We start from the raw sequence: 19699 nt of genomic DNA on the forward strand, positions 1-19699 counted from the left end.
ACGTGAAGATCAACAGCCACCTGATGACCAGTGCCCTGTGCCTGGCGCTTGGCACGTCGGCCATGGCGCAGGACGTCCCGTCGAAGGCCGCCATTCTGGACACCTACGCCGATATCGCAGAGGCGGGATACGGCGACAGCCTGACCACCGCCCGCGCCTTGCAGGAGGCGGTGAACGCCCTTGTCGCGGAGCCTTCGGCAGAGGCGCTGCAGGCGGCGAAGGCCGCGTGGCTGGCGGCGCGGGTGCCCTATCAGCAGACCGAGGTGTTCCGGTTTGGCAATGCCATCGTCGACGATTGGGAAGGCAAGGTGAACGCCTGGCCGCTGGACGAAGGGCTGATCGATTACGTAGACATGGCCTATGGCGGTGCGACGGACGAAAACGCCTTTGCCGCGCTGAACGTGATCGCCAACCCGACCTTTTCCCTGTCCGGGGAAACCGTGGATGCAAGCGCGATCACGCCCGCCCTGCTGGCGGAAACGCTGCAAGAGGCGGACGGGGTCGAGGCCAATGTCGCCACCGGCTATCACGCCATCGAATTCCTGCTGTGGGGGCAGGATCTGAACGGCCATGCGCCGGGGGCGGGCGCGCGTCCGTGGACCGATTACGCCAAGGGCGACGCCTGTACCGGCGGCAACTGTGACCGTCGCGGCGCATACCTGCAGGCGGCGACAGAGCTGCTGGTTTCCGATCTGGAGTGGATGGCCGCGCAATGGGCGGATGGCGGCGCGGCACGGGCCGATCTGACCGCCGAGGAGGACGTGGGCCTCGCGGCCATGCTGACCGGCATGGGGTCGCTGTCCTATGGCGAGCAGGCTGGCGAGCGAATGCGCCTTGGCCTGATGCTGAACGACCCCGAAGAAGAGCACGACTGTTTTTCCGACAACACGCACAACAGCCACTACTACGACGGTCTGGGCGTGCAGAACGTCTATCTGGGCGAATACGTGCGGGTCGACGGCTCGTTGGTCAGCGGTCCGTCGCTGTCGGACCTTGTCGCTGCGAGCGATGCGGCGCTGGACGCCGAGATGACCGGCAAGCTGGCGCATACGATGATGTCGCTGGGCCGCATCAAGACCGCCGCTGAGGCCGGGTTTGCCTATGACATGATGCTGGAGCGCGGCAATGCCGCCGGTGAGGCGCTGGTCATGGGGGGCGTCAACGGGCTGATCGACCAGACCAAGACCATCGAGCGGGTGGTTGCGGTTCTGGGCGTGGATGCCATAGCCTTTGAAGGGTCCGACAGCCTCGACGATCCCGAAGCGGTCTTTCAGTAACCTTTGTTCAGGACATGACGATGACACGCCACCGAAGCCCGTTCGGGCAAGGCAGCTTGTGGATCGGCACACTCATCGCGGGCCTTGCGGGGCCCGCGTTTGCGGATGTGCTGTCAGAGCCGCATCTGAACATCGTGCCGCGCACCGCGGCAGAGGCCGCACGGATCAGCACGGTGACCGCCTTGGCGACCACGTTCGATGCGCCGCAGCGGTTCGAGGAGAAGTCCGCCGGTGCGGCGACGGTGCGGGTGGCGCCGGATGCCAACGCCTTTTCGCTGCCCTCGGGGAATATCACCTTTGACGGTGAACTGACGTTCAAGGTCGGCAACGGGCTGTTCCGCAAGATCTGGGTGTCGTCGCCGTCTTCGACACTGGCCTCGGACGGGCTTGGTCCGCTGTTCAACGCGCGGTCCTGCCAGCGGTGTCACATCAAGGACGGGCGCGGGCATCCGCCCGAGGCGGGGGACGACAACGCGGTGTCGATGTTCCTGCGGGTCTCGATCCCCGGCGGGCCGGGTGTGAATGAGATCGAGGACTATATCGCCTCTCTGCCGGACCCCACCTATGGCACGCAGTTGCAGGATTTCGCACTGCCGGGGCTGGCGGCGGAATATCGTTTGCAGATCGACTATGAGGAACGCGCGGTGCCGCTGTCCGGCGGCGAGGTCGCGCATCTGCGGGTGCCGACCTATACGGCGGCGGATCTGGGTTATGGGCCCTTGCACCCCGACGCGATGCTGAGCCCGCGTGTGGCGCAGCAGATGATCGGGCTGGGCCTGCTGGAGGCGATCCCGGCGGCGGATATCCTTGCACTGGCCGATCCCGAGGATGCGGATGGCAACGGCGTGTCGGGCCGGGTGAACGTGGTCTGGTCGCAGGAGTTCGACAGGCCGATGCTGGGCCGCTTTGGTCACAAGGCGGGCAATCCCACGGTGCGCGAACAGAGCGCTGCGGCCTTTGTCGGGGATATCGGGATTTCCAACCCGCTGTTCACCGCCGGGTCGGGCGAGTGCACGGATCTGCAGGCCGATTGCCGCGCCGCGCCGCATGGCGATGGCGACGACCGGGTGTTCGAGATTGATGCCGAGGGGCTGGACCTTGTGACCTTTTACAGCCGCAACCTTGGCGTGCCGGGACGGCGGGATGTGGGGGACCCGCAGGTGCTGCGCGGCAAGGCGGTGTTCTATGACACCGGCTGTACCGACTGCCACAACCCCGCCTTCGTGACGCATCGCCTGCAGGACCAGCCGGAGCAGAGTTTCCAGCTGATCTGGCCCTACACGGACATGCTGTTGCACGACATGGGCCCGGATCTGGCGGATGGCCGTCCCGAGGCGCGGGCGACGGGGCGCGAATGGCGGACGCCGCCGCTCTGGGGGATCGGGCTGACGCGGCAGGTGTCGGGCCACAGTTTTTTCCTGCATGACGGGCGCGCGCGCTCGCTTTTGGAGGCGGTGCTGTGGCACGGTGGAGAAGCAGAGCGGCACCGCGATGCGGTGGTCGACATGCCGCCCGAAGAGCGCGCGGCACTGATACGGTTTCTGGAGAGCCTTTGAGATGCGGAAGATGATTGCGGCGCTGGCCGCGGCGGCGACATCGGTGTTGGCCGTGGTGGCCACACCGACGGTGGCAGAGGTGGATCTGGGCGGTATCGTCGATGGACATGTGCTGCCGCGCTATCAGGCCTTGGCGGCCGAGACCGCCACCCTGGCCGGGGCGGCGGAGGCCGATTGCAAAGCGGACAGCGACAGCCTGCGCGATGCCTATGGCACGGCCTTTGACGCCTGGGTCGGCGTCAGTCACCTGCGGTTCGGTCCGTCCGAAGAAGGCGACCGCGCCTTTGCGCTGGCCTATTGGCCGGATCCGCGTGGATCGACGCCCAAGGCGCTGGGCAGCCTGATCCGCGACGCGGATCCGGTGGTAGAAAGCCTTGATGGTTTTGCCGAGGTCTCGATCGCGGCGCGCGGGTTCTACGCGATGGAATTCCTGCTGTTTGAGACCGCCTTGCAGGTGCCGGAAAGCGCAGCGTACCGCTGTGTCCTCACAAAGGTCATGGCGGCCGATATGGCGCGGACCTCTGCGGCGATCCTCGACGGCTGGCAGGGCGGTTATGCCGACCTGATGCGCGAGGCCGGGCAGAACGATACCTATCGCACGCGGGATGAGGCTCTGCGCCAGATGTTCACGGCGCTGTCCACGGGGCTGGAATTCACCGCCGATACGCGTATCGGCAGGCCGATGGGCACCTTCGACCAACCGCGCCCCGCACGGGCAGAGGCGCGGCGCGCGGAACGTTCCCTGCGGCATGTGATCCTGTCGCTGGAGGCGCTGCGCGATCTGGGTGCACGGTTGTCGGAGCAGGATGCAGACCTTGATGCCGCTTTTGCGCGGGCCCTGAGCCGCGCCGAGACGCTGGGCGATCCGGTCTTTGCCGGGGTCGCCGACCCGATGGGGCGCATCCGGGTCGAGGCGCTGCAGCAGGCGATTGGCGACATTCGCACCCTCGTGTCCGAGGATCTGGGGCCGCGTCTGGGCATTGCTGCCGGCTTCAACTCGTTGGACGGCGACTGATGACCGATCGACGTGCCTTCATGGCGGGGCTTTTGGCCGCCGGTTTCTGCCCGCGTCCCACATGGGCGGAGGCAGGGAGTCCGGTGCTGTTGTCCGCCGCGCAGACCATGGGCGGGGATTATGTGCTGTGCGGGCTGGACGGGGCGGGGCAGATCCTGTTCGAACTGCCCTTGCCCGCGCGGGGCCACGCGGCGGCGGCACATCCCGAACTGGCCGAGGCGGTGGCCTTTGCCCGGCGTCCGGGGCGGTTCGCCCTGGTGATCGACTGCGTGAGCGGACAGGAAACCGCGCTTTTGAACGCGCCCGGCGGGCGGCATTTCTACGGTCACGGCGCCTTTTCCGCCGATGGGGCGCTGCTTTTCACAACGGAAAACGATTTCGAGGCGGCACAGGGCGTCATCGGCATCTGGGACGCGCGAGGCGGTTATCGGCGGTTGGGTGAGTTCGCCTCTGGCGGCGTGGGGCCGCACGAGATCCGCCTGATGCCCGACGGGCGGTCGCTGGTTGTGGCGAATGGCGGGATCGAGACGCATCCCGACAGCGGACGCAGCAAGCTGAACCTGCCCACGATGCGTCCGAACCTGACCTTTCTTTCTCTGGAGGGCGAGGTGCAGCACAGGGCCGAACTGACCCCCGACATGCACCGCAATTCGATCCGCCATCTGGCGGTGGCGGCGGACGGGCGCGTGGGCTTTGCCATGCAATGGCAGGGTGATGTGGTGGAGGCGCCGCCGCTGCTGGGCCTTGTATCACCTGACAAAGACCTGACCTTGGCGAAGTCGGGCCATGCGGCGCAGACACGGATGCGCGGCTATGCGGGCAGCGTGGCCATGTCGCCTGCGGGCGAAGTGGCCATTACCTCGCCCGTCGGCGGGCAAGTGCAAATCTACGACGCCATGACCGGCGCGCTAAAGCGCGAACGGGCGCATCGCGATGTTTGCGGCGTGGCATGGGCCGGAGACGGCTTTGTCCTGACCTCTGGCACCGGCGAGGTCTGGCGCGAAGGGGCGCGCAAACCGGCAGCGGCGCATGGGCTGCATTGGGACAACCATCTGGTGCCGCTGCCGGTCTGAGGGCTTAGAGGCGTATGTCGCGGGCCTCTTCGATGCGGCGCACGCGGGCCGGGGTGATTTCCTCTGCACCGGGGGTCATGACGTCATGGGCGGCCAGTGCCGACAGGTTCAGTCCCGTCGCCTCTGCAATGGCCTCGATCCTGACCTGATAGGTGCGGTGCTCGCCAAAGACGAAGGGCACCTCAGTGATGTTCTTGATCATCTCGCCTTGGCTGAGCACATAACCCGCGCTGAGCAACTGACCGCCGTCCACATCTGCCAGCACCGCCACCTTCCAGTACTCGCGGGGCAGGCGCACGAGGTCCCGGTACAGCCTGTCATCGGCGCGAAAGACCGGGCCGGTAAAGACCGACATGCGCAGGTCTTTGGCCTTGGCGCTGTCGAGCAGGAAGTTTTCCAGTTGCAGCCAGATCCGCTGGTTCAGGTTCTTGTGTTGGGGGGCGGCGTTGACATAATGGAACGTGTCTTCGTTCGCCATGTTCGCGTCGTCGACCGTGCCCCAGACCGGATCCAGCCGCCGCACCATGTGGCCGCGATCCAGATCGTTGCGGAAATAAATTTCGTTCCCCAGTTGCAAGTCCTCGTCGATGCGGTCGTCGATGAACCATTTGTCGTTGGAGCGGAAGGCTCGCCGCGCCTGTTGGCCGTCGATGTTGACGGCGGTGAACAGTGGCAGTTTGCGCGAGCTGCTCATCACGACCGAAAAGTGATGGTAATCCAGCGTTTTGCGCGCATTTCCCGGGTCGGTGATGTCGCCGTCCCATGTGCCGAAACCGGGCAGGGCGACCTCATGTTCAAGGAAATCCTCCCTGTACCCCTCGCGTCCGTCGAAATGCGCGGGCGGGTGGCGGCCATCGGCAATCGCCTCTTCCTCGACCGGGCCGCCGACGGGCACCGTGGTGGACAGACCGGCCAGCGCATCGGCCACATGCGCGGTCTTGACCGCGAAATTACCGGACAGGAAGCGTCCAGAGAAGTGCAGGCCCACGACCTTGCCGGTGTCGAGCGAGAAGACGGCAGAGCCGGACGCGCCGCCCAGCGTCGAACAGTCATGCACGAACCAGTGTTCGCCATCGCCCGTGTGGCTGACCTTGCCGGGCGCAAAGCGTTTCACGCCGAAGATGCCCTTGAAGATATCGGCCAGCGCGTCGGCGCCGTTGCGGGGATCGTTGGCCGGAAAACCCACTGTGCCGATCTCTGCCCGTCGTTGGGGGGCTGTGGTGTCCAGTTCCAGCGGTTCGGGCAGGGGGGCATCGGTGGCGATCTTCAGCAGGGCGATGTCGGGGGTGCCGTCGGGCGCGATGTAGAGGATCTCCTCGACCTTCACCTTGAAGGCGTCGGTGCTGTCATGTTCGACCCGGAAATCGATCTCCGCCGCCATGACCTCATTCAACAGGTTGGTGCGGAAGGTGAAGCCGCCGCCCGAGGCCTGCGCGAATTCCACCGCGACATGGCGGTTGGTGCACAGGATGCCGGGCGCCACGATCCATCCAGTTCCGACCCAGTCGAAGTCGAGGTTGTTGAAGAGGTCGACGCGGCCCGTGCGGGCGATGGCCGCCTCGATGGCGCTGCGCGACAGCGACAGGGTGCTGTCCCAGATCGCGCTGTCCGGCGTGGCAAAGGTGCCATTCTGGACCAGCAGGGACGGGCGTCCTTCCAGCAGAACGATGGCTTCCATCGCGCTGGAGGGGCGGGGCATGTCGCCCGGGCGCGGCATCCGTTCAAGCCCTGCGGGGCGGGGTGTCCCGGCGGCGTCGGCAAGGCGTTCCGCCGCCTCCAGCCCGCCGATTCCACGCGTTGCGAGGTGGCGCAGGCCGCCGCGCGCGGCCTTGTTCTGAATTTCTTCGAGTAGGTCACTGTCTTCGAGCAGCGAGGTGAACTGGTCATATGTTGACGGCGGCATGACGAATGACTCCTGAAAATGAATATGCGGAAAAGTGTACCTGATAACGCGATTCGATGCGCGTATTTGTGTCTATAGGTTGAGTTGGCGTTTCGCAGGGCTTGATCGAAACGCGCGTGTGGGCGACACTGAAATGCAATTGACGCGTGCATTTTGGATTATCATTCATGCCCAGACCCGCCGTTTTCCAACCGGTGGCCCTGTCTGACCGGAGGGCCGACAGATGGCCCTGAGCCGCCCGTCCCGAAATGAGTTGTGGCGCATCCTGCTGGACGCCTATCCGGGGATTTCCGCGCTGACGCTGGTCCTGCGGCTGGTCGGGCGCAACATCGAGGATCACTCGACCCCGGGCAGCAACCGGCCCGAGAAATACATGGAGGTGGTTGTCGCTGCCGATGCGGGTGGCTGGGTCGATGACCTGATGGGCGGTGTGTTCGATCATCAGGAAGGGAATGAGGACATCCGGGCGCGGCTGAGCGCGCTGACGCAGCAGATCGAGGCGGAGCGGAACGCGCCAGTCCGCAAGGTCAGCCTGTTCGATCATGCCTATAGTGACGAAGCGGATGACAAGCTCGCCTCGGCCCTGCAGCGCACGGTGAGGGAGGGGCAGCCGGATGCCGAGGTTCGCGTCTTTGCCGACCGGTTGACGGATATTTCGCACGCCGTCTGCTCGGTCGAGTGGTCGCGAGAGCATCAGGGGACGGGCCTGCTGATCGGGCCACGGACGCTGATCACCAATTTCCACGTCATCGAGCCGATGCAGGGCCAACCCGTCAGCGACCTGACGGCGCGCTTCGGGTTCGAACGCGGCGAGGGGGCCATTATCCGGGACGGCAAGCGGACCGCGTTTGCCGACAGCTGGCTGATCCACGCGCGCCCGCCGGATCCGGCGGATGACGTGGGCGGACCGGCGGGGCCACCCGCGGCGGCGCATCTCGATTATGCGGTTGTGCGGCTTACGGCTGCCCCGGATGGCGTGCAACCAGTGACACCCATGCCCGCATCACCCGGCGTTCAGGGCAATGATATCGTTCTCATCCAGCACCCCGCAGGCGCGCCCAAGAAGATCTCCTTTGGCCGGATCACGGCCCTGACCGGAGAGGGGCGGCGGCTGCGCTATGATGCGAACACCAAGCCGGGATCCTCTGGCAGTCCGGTGCTGGACCACACCGGTCAGTTGATCGCGCTGCACCACGCGGGAGACCCGAATTTCGACCGCATGGCGCAGTACAATCAGGCGGTTCCGATTTCCCTGATCCTTGCCGACATGACGGCGAACCAGGTGGAGGTGATCTGAGCGATGCCGCTGGGACGGGACGAGCGCAAGGACCTGCACAGGCTGCTTCTGGACCTGTACCAGAGCGTCAATAACCTGCGGCTGGCCGTGTCGATTGCCGGGCGCAATATCGAGGATGTCAGCACTGCAGGCACGCGACCCGAGATATTCCTGGAGGTCATCGTGAACGCCTACAGCCAGGGCTGGCTCGAAGATTTGCTGGAGGCGATCTTTGACCAGCAGGAGACCGGCGGCCATCAGGTCGCGCTGGACCGGCTTGCGGATCTGACGAACCGGATCTGGCCCATCGGACAGCAGGGCGATCCGCACAACCACCTGTTGATGACCAACCTCGCCTTTGTGAACCGAAACCGACTGCGCGAAACCGTTGCGCAGATGGCGGACGAGCAGGGGCCATCGGTTGTGGTCTTGCGCGGTGCCCGACTGGTCGGGACCAGCTATTGCCGCCAGATGATCACCCATGTCGCGCGCGAACACGAAGGGATCAAGGCGCTGCATCTGGATTTGGACCTGTTGGGCGGTGACCTGTCGCCCGAGACGGTGATGAAATCCATTGCCCTGCTGGCGCGGTTCGACGATCCGCCGACGCGCAATGACCTGCTGCGGCAGGACGGGCGGCCAGACGTGCAATCGGCGCAACTGGCGCTGGCCCTGTCCACATGGTTCATCGGGCAGGCGACCGCCTATATCGAGGAAAACGACCGGGCCTTCTGGCTGGTGCTGGACAACAGCCACCGGGAATCCGTGCCGCCCGCGACGGCAGATATGATCCGCAGGCTGGTCCGCCTGATCGGATCGGGGACGACGCCTCGGTTGGCGATGTTCCTTCTGGGCAGCGGCGATCAGATGGCGCAGGACGGCTTTCACGTTCAGGAGGTGGATGTGCCGCCGCTGGGTCGACCGGACATCGAGGATTTTCTGAACAAGGTGAAATCCGCGGGCGGGTCCATGGGCGGCTACGCGGACGTGCCAACGGCGGTGGAGGCGATTACCCAGAACTGCGATTTTGCCAATCCCGAGATGTCGACCCTGAACAGTGTGACGCAGCAGTTGACCCTGCTGGTAAGGAGCCTGTGATGGTGGGCAAACGCGCATCCGGCCTGTGGGCGCATGCGGCCAACCTGCGCCATTTCCGCGCCGGAACCGGGACCGATGCGGAGACCCTGAAGGAACAGCTGGAAGAAATCCGCGCGCAGGCACCCACCCCGGTTGAGGCTGCTCCGGCCTCCGCCTGGCTGGAGGCTGCGGCGGTTCTGGCGCGGTTCGATCCCTCTGCCCTGCGCGATGCGCAGGGGCGCGTGCCGCCGGATTTCGACACGTTCGAGGCGCTGATAGATGCCAGCGAACCGGCGATGAACGCCGGGGGCGCGCGGACGCTGCGGCTGGCCGATCGCAGACGTATGTTGGGTGACCTGGGCGACGCAGAGAGCCTGCGGCGAGTTCTGGCCCCGAATGCGCCGGGACCGGACGTGCCGGTGCAGCACGGTCTGGCGTTGTTGCTGGAGGGGCCGGAGGCGGTGGCGCGGGTGCGCGCCGACCGTGATGCAGAGCGGTTGGCCGGGTTGGCCGAAGCGCTGTTATGGGTCGAGGGCATCCTGCCCGACTTGCCGGACCGCGATGCGATCCTGCAGGAACTGGCGGCGGCGCGGCTGGTCGAGCCGCTGCGCGAACTGGTCGGCGGTCCTTTTGCGGGACGCGAGGCGTTGCTGGGTCGGATGTACGCGTATTTCCGCGAACCGCTGGACGTGGACAATATCCTGTACCTCCACGGCGTCGGCGGGACCGGGAAATCCACGACGCTGGCGAAATTCGCCATGGACCTGCGGGAACGCGGAACCATCGACCTGATCGCCTATCTGAACTTTGACCGCGCCACGCTGGACGTGCGTGAACCGCTGACCGTGCTGCGCGAGATGGTGGTGCAGATCGCGGCGCAGGCGCAGCACAAGGAGGTCGAGGGTCTGCGGGCCGAGATCGACGATTACATCCGCCGGTTCGCCGGGGACCGCAGCGTGCTGGAATCCTCTTTCGACGGCGGTGGCAACTGGGAGGGGATGATCGGCGGCGTGGCGGAGGCGATCCGCGCGATCCCGGGAGATGGGCCGTTCCTTGTGTTGGTCGACACCTTCGAACAGGCGCAGCGCTATGGCGAAACCGTGGTGCGCGAATTCTGGCGCATGTTCAACCATCTGGGCAAGCAGGCGCCACGGCTGCGGATCATTGCTGCGGGCCGGGTGGATCAGTTCGAGCTGTTTCAGAACGCGGTCGCGCTGGGCGGGTTGGATGCAGAGGCGGTCGGGGCGGTGCTGGAAGAAACCTGCGGCGCGGCAGTGGATGACGCATTGGTGGATGCCGTCGTCGAGGCGACCGAGGGGCGGCCCCTTGGCGTGCGGCTGGCGGGATTGCTGTTCAAGCGGATTGGCCTGTCCAATCTGGATGACCCGCAACACCGCACCGAGGCGCTGTTGGAAGTCCGCTCGGAACAGGCGGAGGCGGTGCTTTACAATCGCATTTTGGGTCAGATCGGCGATTTGCGGGTGCGGCGGCTGGCGCGTTGGGGGTTGTTGCTGCGGCATGTCACACCGGGCTTGATCGCGGAGGTGCTGGCGCCTGTCGCGGGGCTGTTGCCGTCGGGGATCAGCGCCGATGAATTGTTCGATCTCTACGGGCGCGAGGTGGACCTGTGCGAACCGGGCTATGCCGATTGGGGGGAGCCGATGCTGACCCATCGCGGGGACGTGCGGGCCATCATGCTGGGCGATCTGCGTGAGGGGGAGCCGGAGGTCGTGGGCGCCATCGACCGTGGCGCGATTGACTATTTCGCGCGGCAGAAGGGCGCGATGGCGCGGGCAGAGGAAATCTATCACCGTCTTTGGGCGGATGAGGCGATGGTGGCGGTCGAGGCGCGCTGGACGCCCGATTGCGCCGTCCACCTTCAGGATACGGTCGATGAGATCCCGCTGGCGCGGCGACCGTGGTTGGCGAACCGGCTGGGGTTTGACCTGCCGCAGGACGCCATGGATGAGGCGGATCAGGCGGAGTGGGAGACCTTTGCCCTGCGCAGTGCCCGGACCGCGCTGAACCGGGGCGATCCCGAAGGGGCACTGGACGTTCTGCGGCAGCGCAACGCGCGCCTGCCCGGCAGCGCGCTTTATGCGCTGGAGGCGGATGCCCTGTCGCAGCAGCAGCAGGTTGCCGAGGCCCGCGAGGTGATCACTCGTGGGCTGGATAGCGCGGCCGGGGCCGGGACGCGCAGGCAGGCGGCGGAACTGTGGCTGGTGCGGGCGCTGATCGAAGAGCGCAGCCGACACTTTGCACGCGCTTCGCGCGATGCGACCAGCGCCTATGGCATTGGCGAAGATCTGGAGGATCTGGAAATCACGCTGCGGGCCATCGCAACGCTGCTGCGCCTGCGGCGCAAATCCCGCAATGTGGCCGGACCCGAGGCGGAGGACCTGGTGGAGCGGGCAAATGTTCTGCTTGATCGGGCAGGGACCTCTGTCCTGCTGGACAGGCCGGGGTTGATGCGCGCGCTGGCCGGCGAGTTGGGGCCTGTCCGCCCGGCGTTGCTGGCCACGGCTGTGCAGCAGACGGGACAGGACACGATCACCGAAGCCGCGCCAGAAGTGCGCGCGGTGGAACGGCAAGCGGTGGAGCAGCTCAGCGGTCCGCGCTACGCCCGCGTCGCCGACGTCCTGGAGACCATCGGTCAGGCCAAGGATGACGGGCTGCGCAGCAACATGTCCTATCTCACCAGCGTGGCGGGCGAACGCGGGTTGCTGCCGCAGGTGGCCGCGCCGGTGGCGCGTGTGCTGGCCGCAGAGGTGGACCAGCTGATCGGGGCCTTTCCGGCGCAGTCCATGCAGCGGCAGCGCGACAACCACAGCTGGTGGCAGCAGGCGGGGGTCGTGGTGGAAAGTTAGGCCTCTGCGCGGATCATGTCCTTGTAGAGTTGGCGCAGGCGCAGGAAGACCGGGCCGGGGCGCCCCCCGCCGATTACGCGCCCGTCTATGTCGAACACCGGGGTTTGCGCGCCGAAGGTGCCGGTCAGGAAGGCCTCGTCGGCGCTGTAGGTATCGACCAGGGAATAGTTGCGTTCAAAGACGGGGATGTCGTTGGCGCGGCACAGGTCGATGACCTTCTGCCGGGTGATGCCGTTCATGCAGTAGTCCCCGGTCGAGGTCCAGACCGCGCCCTTTTTCACGATGAAGAAGTTGCAGGCATTGGTCGTGTTCACGAACCCGAAGGGATCCAGCATCAGCGCCTCATCCCCGCCCGCGCGCACCGCGTGGTTCAGCGCGATGATGCAGTTCAGCTTGGAATGGGAGTTCAGCTTGGCATCCTGTGTCAGCGGCAAACCGCGATGATGCGGTACCGTCACCAGTTTTACCCCGCGCTCGAGGATGCGCTCATCCGGGCGCGAGTGTTCGGCAATGATGACGATGGTGGGGCCATAGATGCTGAGATGCGGGTGCTGGAACGGCTTTTTCTTGCGCCCGCGCGTGACCATCAGGCGGATATGCACGTCCGTTGTCATCCCGTTGGCGGCCAAGAGGTCCCAGATCGCCTGCGTCATCTCGGCCCGCGTCTTGCCGATCTCCATGTCGATATAGAGCGCGGCCTCATACAGGCGGTCGAGGTGGTCGTCGAGAAAGGGGATGTGGCCGTCATATAGGCGCAGCCCCTCCCAGATGCCGTCCCCCAGCAGAAAGCCGGAATCGTAGACCGACACCAGCGCCTGATCGCGGTGCTTCAATTCGCCGTCGACGTGGATCAGGATGTCCGCGTTACGCGGATCTTCGGCGGCATCATGGGTCGAGATATGGTCTGGCGTGGTCATGGTCGGGCACCGTTTGTCTGGGGTCTGCGATGCTTCGGCCCTGCGGGTCGGATCGTCAAGCGCTGATCCGGGCCGCGATCCGGCAAGGATGCGCCGAGCGCCTGCGCCCACCTTGCCAAACGACGCACGCATGGTGAAGCATCCTGAATGGTTCAGGGGGAAGGTGGCGTGACACGGGGGCGGCACGACATGCGACAGGCGCGGCGCCTTTGCGCGGCGCTGATCCTTGTGGCCGGGCTGGCGGGCTGTGCCGCACAGGTGCCGGTGGATAGGGCGTTGGCGGCGCGCCCGGCCGGGGAAATACTGGCTGGATGTTGCGATACGGAAGAGACCTATCCCGACTGGCTGATCCGGCTGGCGGACGCCAATGTCGAGCCTCTGCGCCGGGTCGGCCTGATCCAGTTGCGACCGGGCCGCCTGACGCGGCAGCCCGAGGCGGTAGCCCTGCTAAAGGACGCGCTGCGCCCGATGGATGTGGTGTTCTTTCACTCCCAAAACCGGGTTTCAGGCCTGTTGATCCCGGGCCAGTTCACGCATGGGGCGATCTACATCGGCACCGAGGCGCAGTTGCGGCAGGCGGGGCTGTGGCATTTGCCGGCGCTGGACCCGTGGCGGGACCACATACGGCAAGGGAATATCTATCTGGAGGCGGTCGATGGCGGCGTGCGGCTGATCGGGGCGGACGTGGTGTTGGACACCGATGCCGTTGTGGCGCTGCGCCCGCGCGGGCCGAACCGGGGCTGGGCGCTGCGGCGGGGTCTGGCCACGATCGGGACGCCCTTTGACATGCATTTCGATTCCACCGACCCATCCGCATTGTTCTGTTCCGAGTTGATCGCGCGGATGTATGTCGAGGCCGATTTTCCGCGCAGTCCGGTGTCGGGTCGGGAGACGATCCTGCCCGATGCCATCGTGGCCGAGGTGCTGACCGGGGACCTGCCGTTCGGCCTTGTGGGATATGTCGTGGCCACCCGGGGCGGCGGCGCGCGGGTGGAGACGGTGCAAAACCTTGCCTGGGACATCCGCTCTGTCTGGCCCCATACAAGGCTGGGACAGGACGGATGACGCACCGCCGCGTGCCTGTCGGATCTATGGGATCAGTCCGCAAGCGCGCCTTTTTTCCACTCACCCTTGCGCAGCCGCAGATGAAACGGCGGGAATTTCACCAGTTCCTCGACCAGATGCAGCGAGAAGATCCAGAACACCGGCAGGTCCAGATAGAGCACCATCACCGCCGTGGCGGGAACGCGGAACAGCCACTGAGCCCAGACAAAGATATGCATGACATAGACCGTGTCGCCGCCCGCGCGCAGGGTATTGCCGCAGATCGCGTTTGACCCCTTGGGGAAGGGCAACAGGACGAGGATCGGCAGAAAACTGAGCAGGATCATCTGCGTTTCGCGGTCCAACTCGCTGTAGATCCAGGGGGTCGACAGGCAGACAGCGGTATAAACGGCGGCGACAATGGCGGCGGCAATCATGGCGGCGCGCCATGCGTCCGCCAGAAAGGCGTCCAATACATCTGTGGGCGTTTCGCGCCCCAGCAGTTGCGCCACCATGATACCCATGGACTGCGCCCATGACATGCCAAAGGTTCCTGCGACCTGTACCCAGGGTGTGATGATCGTCATGGCCGCAAACTGATTTACCGGCAGGGTCGCGTAGATCAGGCCGCAGACATTCATCGCGATGACCGCGCTGCCGAATGTCGCCGCGATGGGCAGCGCAAAGACCAGATGACGGCGGACCGAGGCGGCGAAGGTGCCGTTGCGCCAACCGAACAGGCGCAAAAGGTCTTTGTGACGGCTAAGCAGTCGCAAAACCAGAAAGCCGACCTGTATCGTCGAGGCGATGGCGCTGCCGATGGCGGCACCTACCACCCCCATTTCCGGCGCGCCGAACAGGCCGTGGATCAGCACGTAGCTGGCGAAGATGTTGACCGGGACCGCCATCAGATAGCTGAGCGCGGGCATCCTTGTGTCGCCGCAACCGTTGAAAAAGCTGCTCAGGCAATGCCCCACGGCCTCGGCCATGATGACGATCGCGAAGATGGACAGGTAGCGTTTGGCCTGTCCGGCGATCCAGTCGTCATGGGCCAGTCCGTCGATGATCATGCCGGAAAACAGGGCAAGCAGCGCCAGACCGATCAGCACCACGCCGAAGTTGATGGTCAGTCCCGACAGAAGGGCCGATTTCAGAAAGACCTTGTCCCCGGAGCCATAGGCCTGCGCGATGCGGATCTGGGTGGCGTTCGAAAAGGCCACGATCAGGCCCAGCAACAGGCCTGCGATAGAGGCCGAGAGGCCGAGCACAGCCACGGCCGACTCTCCCAGCGAAGAGACGAGGTAGGCGTCTATGACGACGATGCCGTGCAGCATGATCGCCTTGAGCGTCAGGGGCCAGGCCAGACTGAAAACGGCGCGAACGGAGGGAGCGTCCCCGGACAGGGCAGAGTGGGTCATGATCGACAGTGCTTTCGGCGGGCGGCAAATTCCGTCCGCAAGAGGCAAGGCGGCACCGGCCCGAAATTGCGGGGCGGGTCACGTCGCCGGGTAAAAGATTGGGGGCCGACCGCGGGTTGCGGTCGGGTATTAGGTGTTTTCGGGTTCGAAGTAGTTGGCGTTTGTCTCCGAAATCGCCTCGATCGTGGCGTCAAGCCGGGACAGGTGCAGCATTCCGGCGGCAACGGCGCGGTCCTCGTCACCGTCGATGATCGCGGCGGCCATCGCTTCGTGGTCTTCCAGCAGTTGCGGCATCCGGTCTTCCTTGGCCAGTCCAAGGGTGCACAGCCGGTCGACCTTTGCCTTTTCGGCAGAGATCACCTCGAACGCAAAGTCGACACCGGCGATGTCGCACAGGGTCTGATGAAACTCGTAGTCGAGAGCACCGAATTTCTTGAAGCTCTTGTCGGCGATTGCGGCGCGTTGCCGATCAAGACAGGCGTGCAGGCGGGCAATTCCGGCCTTGTCGATGTTGCGCGATGCCCGGCGCAGAACCTCCGCCTCGACTGCGGCGCGGACAAAACGCGACTTTTCGATCTCACGCGAGGAAAAGCGTTTCACCTCGGTCGCGCGCTGCGGACGGATCAGCAGCAGATCGAGGTTGGCGAGCCGGGTGAAGGCGTCACGCACGGGCTGGCGGGATACGCCAAACTGCGCGGCAATTTCCGCCTCGGAGATCCTGTCGCCCGGCCGCAGGCGCAGGGACGTGATCTCTGCATAGAGGTGTTCAAAGATCTCATCGACGGTTGTGCGGCGGTCTTGTGCCAGGGTTGATGGCATAGCTCGAAGTTCCTTCTGCGTGGCGAATATATAAACGCGGTTTACCGAATGGCCAATCTCCGGGGTGTGTCAGGGCTCCGTTTCATGCCCTGTGCGGCAGTCTGTACACGTGGCCGGGTGCACATTTCGGAAACTTCGGGTGGGTTTCGCAGCCAACACCGGCGCGATGACGGCCAATTCCTGACCCTGTCGCGGCCCGTTTTGTGGCGCGTGGCGGCCCCCGTCCCGACGCATCGTCGCTGTCTGATCCTGACCTCCCGTTTCTCCCGGATTGTCGCCGAGTCTCAATCTTCATACTAGTATTCCAGATTTTTTACTAGTATACCAGTTTGAAATTAGCTGCGAATCAAATGGCGCATCTACCGGCTGGAGGGCCGGGCGTCGGATCAGGCATCAGGCGCCGGATTATCTGGCGAAAATCGAAAGGGAGGGCCCATGTCAGGGGTGCGTTTGGAAGGAATCGTCAAGGCTTATGGTGCGGTGCAGGTCGTGCACGGTATCGACCTTGAGGTTCAGGAAAAAGAATTTGTCGTCCTTGTCGGTCCGTCCGGCTGCGGCAAGTCCACAACCCTGCGCATGATCGCCGGGTTGGAGGAAATCTCTGACGGGGACCTGACGATTGATGGGCGGCACGTGAACCGCGTCGCGCCCAAGGATCGCGACGTGGCGATGGTGTTCCAGAACTACGCGCTGTATCCCCACCTGAACGTGGCTGACAACATCGCGTTTGGTCTGCGTATCCGTAAGGAAAGCAAGGAAAATATCGCATCCTCGGTCGAAGAGGTCGGTCAGATCCTGGGCCTGACACCTTACCTTGAGCGCCGTCCGGCGGATTTGTCCGGCGGTCAGCGTCAGCGGGTCGCCATGGGCCGCGCTATCGTGCGTCGCCCCAAGGTGTTCCTCTTTGACGAGCCGCTGTCGAACCTAGACGCCAAGCTGCGCACCCAGATGCGCGCGGAGATCAAACGTCTGCACAAACGCCTTGGCGCCACCAGCATCTATGTGACCCACGATCAGGTCGAGGCGATGACGTTGGCCGATCGCATCGTCGTCATGCACGATGGCCGGATCGAACAGATCGGCTCTCCGATGGAGCTGTTCCTGAACCCGGCCAACACCTTTGTCGCGGGGTTCCTTGGCTCTCCGCCGATGAACATGGTCAAGGCGACCATCGTTGCGGGCGATCAGGGGCCAGTGGCCGAGTTTGACGGCCAGCGCGTTCAGTTGCAGCAACTGCCGTCGCTTCAGAACGCGGTTGGCCGCGAGGTCACGCTGGGCATTCGCCCCGAGTTCGTCACCGTGGCGACCGAGGATGATCCGACCCGCGTTTCGCTGGATGTCGATCTGGTCGAGACGCTGGGATCCGAGGCGCTGATCCACGCAACGCTGCAAGACGCGCCCTTTGTCATCCGCACCGATACTGTCGGTCAGATGGATATCCTTGATGGGATTTCGGGCTTCAAGATCGAGCCGCACCTTGTGAAGGTGTTCGATGGCGAAACCGGTCAGGCACTGCCGGGACAGGTGCTGGAACAATGAGCAGCGATCCCGATTTCACCTCTTCCGCCGGCCCAAAGACCGAAGAACTGATCTTTGACGCCTCCGAGGCGCAGCGCCGCCGCCAACCCAGCCGCATCCAGAGGGTGGGCGACCACCTGAAGCGGGAATGGCAGCTGTACGCGATGCTGATCCCGACGATCATCTGGCTGATCGTATTCCTTTACAAACCCATGTACGGGCTGCAAATCGCGTTCAAGGATTACTCGATTTTCCGCGGCGTCGCGGGCAGCCCCTGGATCGGTTTCGAACACTTCGAGACCCTGTTCGGCAACGATCAGTTCCTGCGGGCGCTCAAGAATACGCTCATCATTAGTTTCTACTCGCTGCTTTTCGGCTTTCCGATGCCGATCCTGCTGGCGCTGATGTTCAACGAGATCCTGAACCAGACGTTCAAGAAATCCGCGCAGACCATCGTTTACCTGCCGCACTTCATCTCTTCGGTGATTATCGCGGGTATCGTCATCACGTCCTTTTCGCCAAGCGCGGGGATCGTGAACACGGTGCTGGGATGGATGGGGATCGAACCGATCTACTTCCTGACCAAACCGGAGTGGTTCCGACCGATCTTCATCGGGACGGGGATCTGGCAAGAAGCGGGCTTTCAGTCGATCGTCTACCTTGCGGCCATCGCGGGTGTCTCTCCGACGCTCTATGAATCGGCGGTCGTGGATGGCGCAAGCCGCTGGCAGATGATGTGGAAGATCACCATCCCGTCGATCCTGCCGACGATCATCATCATGCTGATCATCCGAATCGGGAACATCCTCGAAGTCAGCTTTGAGATGATCATCCTGCTGTACCAGCCGGCGACCTATCAGACTGCCGATGTCGTGAACACGTTCATCTATCGTCAGGGTCTGCAGGGCGGACAGTACGACTTTGCCGCCGCCGCCGGTCTGTTCAACGCCGTGGTTGCCTTTGTCCTGGTGATGACCGCGAACACGATCTCCAAGCGCTACTCGCGCACGTCGCTGTGGTGAGGGGGAACACAGAATGACCAACATGAATCTCTATTCACGCGGCGACAAGCTCTTCGTCATCGTCAATATGGTGCTGATCGCGCTCTTCACGATCTCGACGCTGTACCCGTTCATCTACATCGCATCGCTGTCGATGAGCACCGGCTTCGAGGCCCGCGCTGGCAATGTGATCCTGACCCCGGTCGGGTTCACGCTGGAAGCCTACAAGCAGGTCCTGAGCGAGCCGCTGTTCTGGACGTCGTACATGAACACGTTCATCTACACGATCGGCGGCACGATCATGAGCCTGCTGTTCATCATCCCCGGCGCCTATGCCCTGTCCAAGCCCCAACTGTATGGGCGGCGGTTCTGGAACCTGGTGGTGGCCTTTACCATGTGGTTCAACGCCGGTCTGATCCCGTTCTTCCTGAACATGCGCGATCTTGGCCTGCTGGACAGCTACTTTGGCATCATCATCGGCTTTGCGGTCAACGGCTTCAACATCATCCTTCTGCGCAACTTCTTCGAGGGCATCCCTCAGTCGTTCGAGGAAGCGGCGCGGATGGATGGTGCCAATGAATTCCAGGTGCTGTGGAAGGTCTACATACCGCTGTCGAAGCCGGCGATCGCCACGGTTGCGCTGTTCTGTATCGTGTCGCGCTGGAACGGGTTCTTCTGGGCCATGGTGCTCTTGCAGGACGAAGACAAGATTCCGCTTCAGGTTTACCTGCGCAAGGTCATCTCGGAGCTTTCCGATGACGAGGAATTCGCCACGTCCCTGCTGACCGCAGCCTACTCCGTAGAGACTGTCACCGCAGCGATCATCGTATGCTCGATCATTCCGATCCTGCTCATCTACCCCTTCCTCCAGAAGTACTTCAGCAAGGGCATCCTGCTGGGTGGAGTGAAGGAATAAACCTTAGAATTCGCAAAAGGGA

15 protein-coding genes are annotated in these 19699 nt (G+C 64.2%); 11 read left to right on the plus strand and 4 right to left on the minus strand.

The annotated features are described in order from the left end of the window. Positions 1–23: 23 nt before the first annotated feature. From ACTXGA_RS21730 to ACTXGA_RS21745, 4 genes are read left to right on the plus strand one after another with little or no spacing between them, the layout of a single operon-like run. A complete protein-coding gene (locus ACTXGA_RS21730) occupies positions 24–1277 on the plus strand; it encodes an imelysin family protein (protein ID WP_443396839.1) in 1254 nt (417 codons plus the stop codon). 20 nt (positions 1278–1297) lie between these two features. Continuing rightward, positions 1298–2833, plus strand: a complete 1536-nt coding sequence (locus ACTXGA_RS21735; RefSeq protein ID WP_443396816.1) for a di-heme oxidoreductase family protein — start codon at positions 1298–1300, stop codon at positions 2831–2833. A 1-nt stretch (position 2834) separates the two neighbouring features. Next, positions 2835–3848 carry an imelysin family protein gene (locus ACTXGA_RS21740; RefSeq protein ID WP_443396817.1) on the plus strand — a complete coding sequence of 338 codons (1014 nt, stop codon included), beginning with the start codon at positions 2835–2837 and terminating at the stop codon, positions 3846–3848. Beyond that, positions 3848–4921: a DUF1513 domain-containing protein gene (locus ACTXGA_RS21745; protein WP_443396818.1), complete on the plus strand. Its 1074-nt coding sequence runs from the start codon at positions 3848–3850 to the stop codon at positions 4919–4921. The genes ACTXGA_RS21740 and ACTXGA_RS21745 overlap by 1 nt, the downstream gene beginning before the upstream one ends. A gap of 4 nt (positions 4922–4925) precedes the next feature. On the opposite strand, the gene ACTXGA_RS21750 is transcribed toward ACTXGA_RS21745, so the two are convergent. Continuing rightward, positions 4926–6824, minus strand: coding sequence for a DNA/RNA non-specific endonuclease (locus ACTXGA_RS21750; protein WP_443396819.1), 1899 nt, complete (start codon positions 6822–6824; stop codon positions 4926–4928). A 223-nt stretch (positions 6825–7047) separates the two neighbouring features. On the opposite strand from ACTXGA_RS21750, the gene ACTXGA_RS21755 reads away from it, so the two are divergent. The 3 genes from ACTXGA_RS21755 to ACTXGA_RS21765 are packed head-to-tail and all read left to right on the plus strand — an operon-like array spanning position 7048 to position 12044. Beyond that, on the plus strand, positions 7048–8121 hold the full coding sequence (locus ACTXGA_RS21755; protein WP_443396820.1) for a trypsin-like peptidase domain-containing protein: 1074 nt from the start codon (positions 7048–7050) through the stop codon (positions 8119–8121). A gap of 3 nt (positions 8122–8124) precedes the next feature. Continuing rightward, on the plus strand, positions 8125–9198 hold the full coding sequence (locus tag ACTXGA_RS21760) for an effector-associated domain EAD1-containing protein (RefSeq protein WP_443396821.1): 1074 nt from the start codon (positions 8125–8127) through the stop codon (positions 9196–9198). Continuing rightward, positions 9198–12044 (plus strand): AAA family ATPase, encoded by a 2847-nt coding sequence (locus tag ACTXGA_RS21765; protein WP_443396822.1) that lies wholly within the window; start codon positions 9198–9200, stop codon positions 12042–12044. Before ACTXGA_RS21760 ends, ACTXGA_RS21765 begins: the two co-directional genes overlap by 1 nt. Here ACTXGA_RS21765 and ACTXGA_RS21770 read toward each other — a convergent pair. Further along, positions 12041–12961, minus strand: coding sequence for an aminotransferase class IV (locus ACTXGA_RS21770; protein WP_443396823.1), 921 nt, complete (start codon positions 12959–12961; stop codon positions 12041–12043). The two genes, ACTXGA_RS21765 and ACTXGA_RS21770, sit on opposite strands and share 4 nt — an antisense overlap. Before the next feature lie 147 nt (positions 12962–13108). On the opposite strand from ACTXGA_RS21770, the gene ACTXGA_RS21775 reads away from it, so the two are divergent. After that, positions 13109–14026 (plus strand): YiiX/YebB-like N1pC/P60 family cysteine hydrolase, encoded by a 918-nt coding sequence (locus ACTXGA_RS21775; RefSeq protein ID WP_443396824.1) that lies wholly within the window; start codon positions 13109–13111, stop codon positions 14024–14026. 32 nt (positions 14027–14058) lie between these two features. Here ACTXGA_RS21775 and ACTXGA_RS21780 read toward each other — a convergent pair whose 3' ends face one another. Then, complete coding sequence (locus ACTXGA_RS21780; protein WP_443396825.1) at positions 14059–15423, minus strand: MATE family efflux transporter; 1365 nt, start codon at positions 15421–15423, stop codon at positions 14059–14061. 129 nt (positions 15424–15552) lie between these two features. Then, positions 15553–16242 (minus strand): GntR family transcriptional regulator, encoded by a 690-nt coding sequence (locus tag ACTXGA_RS21785; protein ID WP_443396826.1) that lies wholly within the window; start codon positions 16240–16242, stop codon positions 15553–15555. 435 nt (positions 16243–16677) lie between these two features. On the opposite strand from ACTXGA_RS21785, the gene ACTXGA_RS21790 reads away from it, so the two are divergent. From ACTXGA_RS21790 to ACTXGA_RS21800, 3 genes are read left to right on the plus strand one after another with little or no spacing between them, the layout of a single operon-like run. Further along, positions 16678–17781, plus strand: a complete 1104-nt coding sequence (locus tag ACTXGA_RS21790) for an ABC transporter ATP-binding protein (protein WP_443396827.1) — start codon at positions 16678–16680, stop codon at positions 17779–17781. Then, complete coding sequence (locus ACTXGA_RS21795; protein WP_443396828.1) at positions 17778–18782, plus strand: ABC transporter permease; 1005 nt, start codon at positions 17778–17780, stop codon at positions 18780–18782. The genes ACTXGA_RS21790 and ACTXGA_RS21795 overlap by 4 nt, the downstream gene beginning before the upstream one ends. Positions 18783–18795: 13 nt before the next feature. Beyond that, positions 18796–19677 (plus strand): carbohydrate ABC transporter permease, encoded by an 882-nt coding sequence (locus ACTXGA_RS21800; RefSeq protein WP_443396829.1) that lies wholly within the window; start codon positions 18796–18798, stop codon positions 19675–19677. Positions 19678–19699 lie beyond the last annotated feature (22 nt).

This window comes from Antarctobacter jejuensis (assembly GCF_052266595.1).
Taxonomy (GTDB): domain Bacteria; phylum Pseudomonadota; class Alphaproteobacteria; order Rhodobacterales; family Rhodobacteraceae; genus Antarctobacter; species Antarctobacter jejuensis.

Coding starts and splice junctions, on each gene's coding strand:
- ACTXGA_RS21730 (WP_443396839.1), top strand. CDS start 24: ATGACCAGTGCCCTGTGCCTGGCGCTTGGCACGTCGGCCATGGCGCAG.
- ACTXGA_RS21760 (WP_443396821.1), top strand. CDS start 8,125: ATGCCGCTGGGACGGGACGAGCGCAAGGACCTGCACAGGCTGCTTCTG.
- ACTXGA_RS21740 (WP_443396817.1), top strand. CDS start 2,835: ATGCGGAAGATGATTGCGGCGCTGGCCGCGGCGGCGACATCGGTGTTG.
- ACTXGA_RS21745 (WP_443396818.1), top strand. CDS start 3,848: ATGACCGATCGACGTGCCTTCATGGCGGGGCTTTTGGCCGCCGGTTTC.
- ACTXGA_RS21775 (WP_443396824.1), top strand. CDS start 13,109: ATGGTTCAGGGGGAAGGTGGCGTGACACGGGGGCGGCACGACATGCGA.
- ACTXGA_RS21755 (WP_443396820.1), top strand. CDS start 7,048: ATGGCCCTGAGCCGCCCGTCCCGAAATGAGTTGTGGCGCATCCTGCTG.
- ACTXGA_RS21750 (WP_443396819.1), bottom strand. CDS start 6,824: ATGCCGCCGTCAACATATGACCAGTTCACCTCGCTGCTCGAAGACAGT.
- ACTXGA_RS21785 (WP_443396826.1), bottom strand. CDS start 16,242: ATGCCATCAACCCTGGCACAAGACCGCCGCACAACCGTCGATGAGATC.
- ACTXGA_RS21795 (WP_443396828.1), top strand. CDS start 17,778: ATGAGCAGCGATCCCGATTTCACCTCTTCCGCCGGCCCAAAGACCGAA.
- ACTXGA_RS21790 (WP_443396827.1), top strand. CDS start 16,678: ATGTCAGGGGTGCGTTTGGAAGGAATCGTCAAGGCTTATGGTGCGGTG.
- ACTXGA_RS21770 (WP_443396823.1), bottom strand. CDS start 12,961: ATGACCACGCCAGACCATATCTCGACCCATGATGCCGCCGAAGATCCG.
- ACTXGA_RS21765 (WP_443396822.1), top strand. CDS start 9,198: ATGGTGGGCAAACGCGCATCCGGCCTGTGGGCGCATGCGGCCAACCTG.
- ACTXGA_RS21735 (WP_443396816.1), top strand. CDS start 1,298: ATGACACGCCACCGAAGCCCGTTCGGGCAAGGCAGCTTGTGGATCGGC.
- ACTXGA_RS21780 (WP_443396825.1), bottom strand. CDS start 15,423: ATGACCCACTCTGCCCTGTCCGGGGACGCTCCCTCCGTTCGCGCCGTT.
- ACTXGA_RS21800 (WP_443396829.1), top strand. CDS start 18,796: ATGACCAACATGAATCTCTATTCACGCGGCGACAAGCTCTTCGTCATC.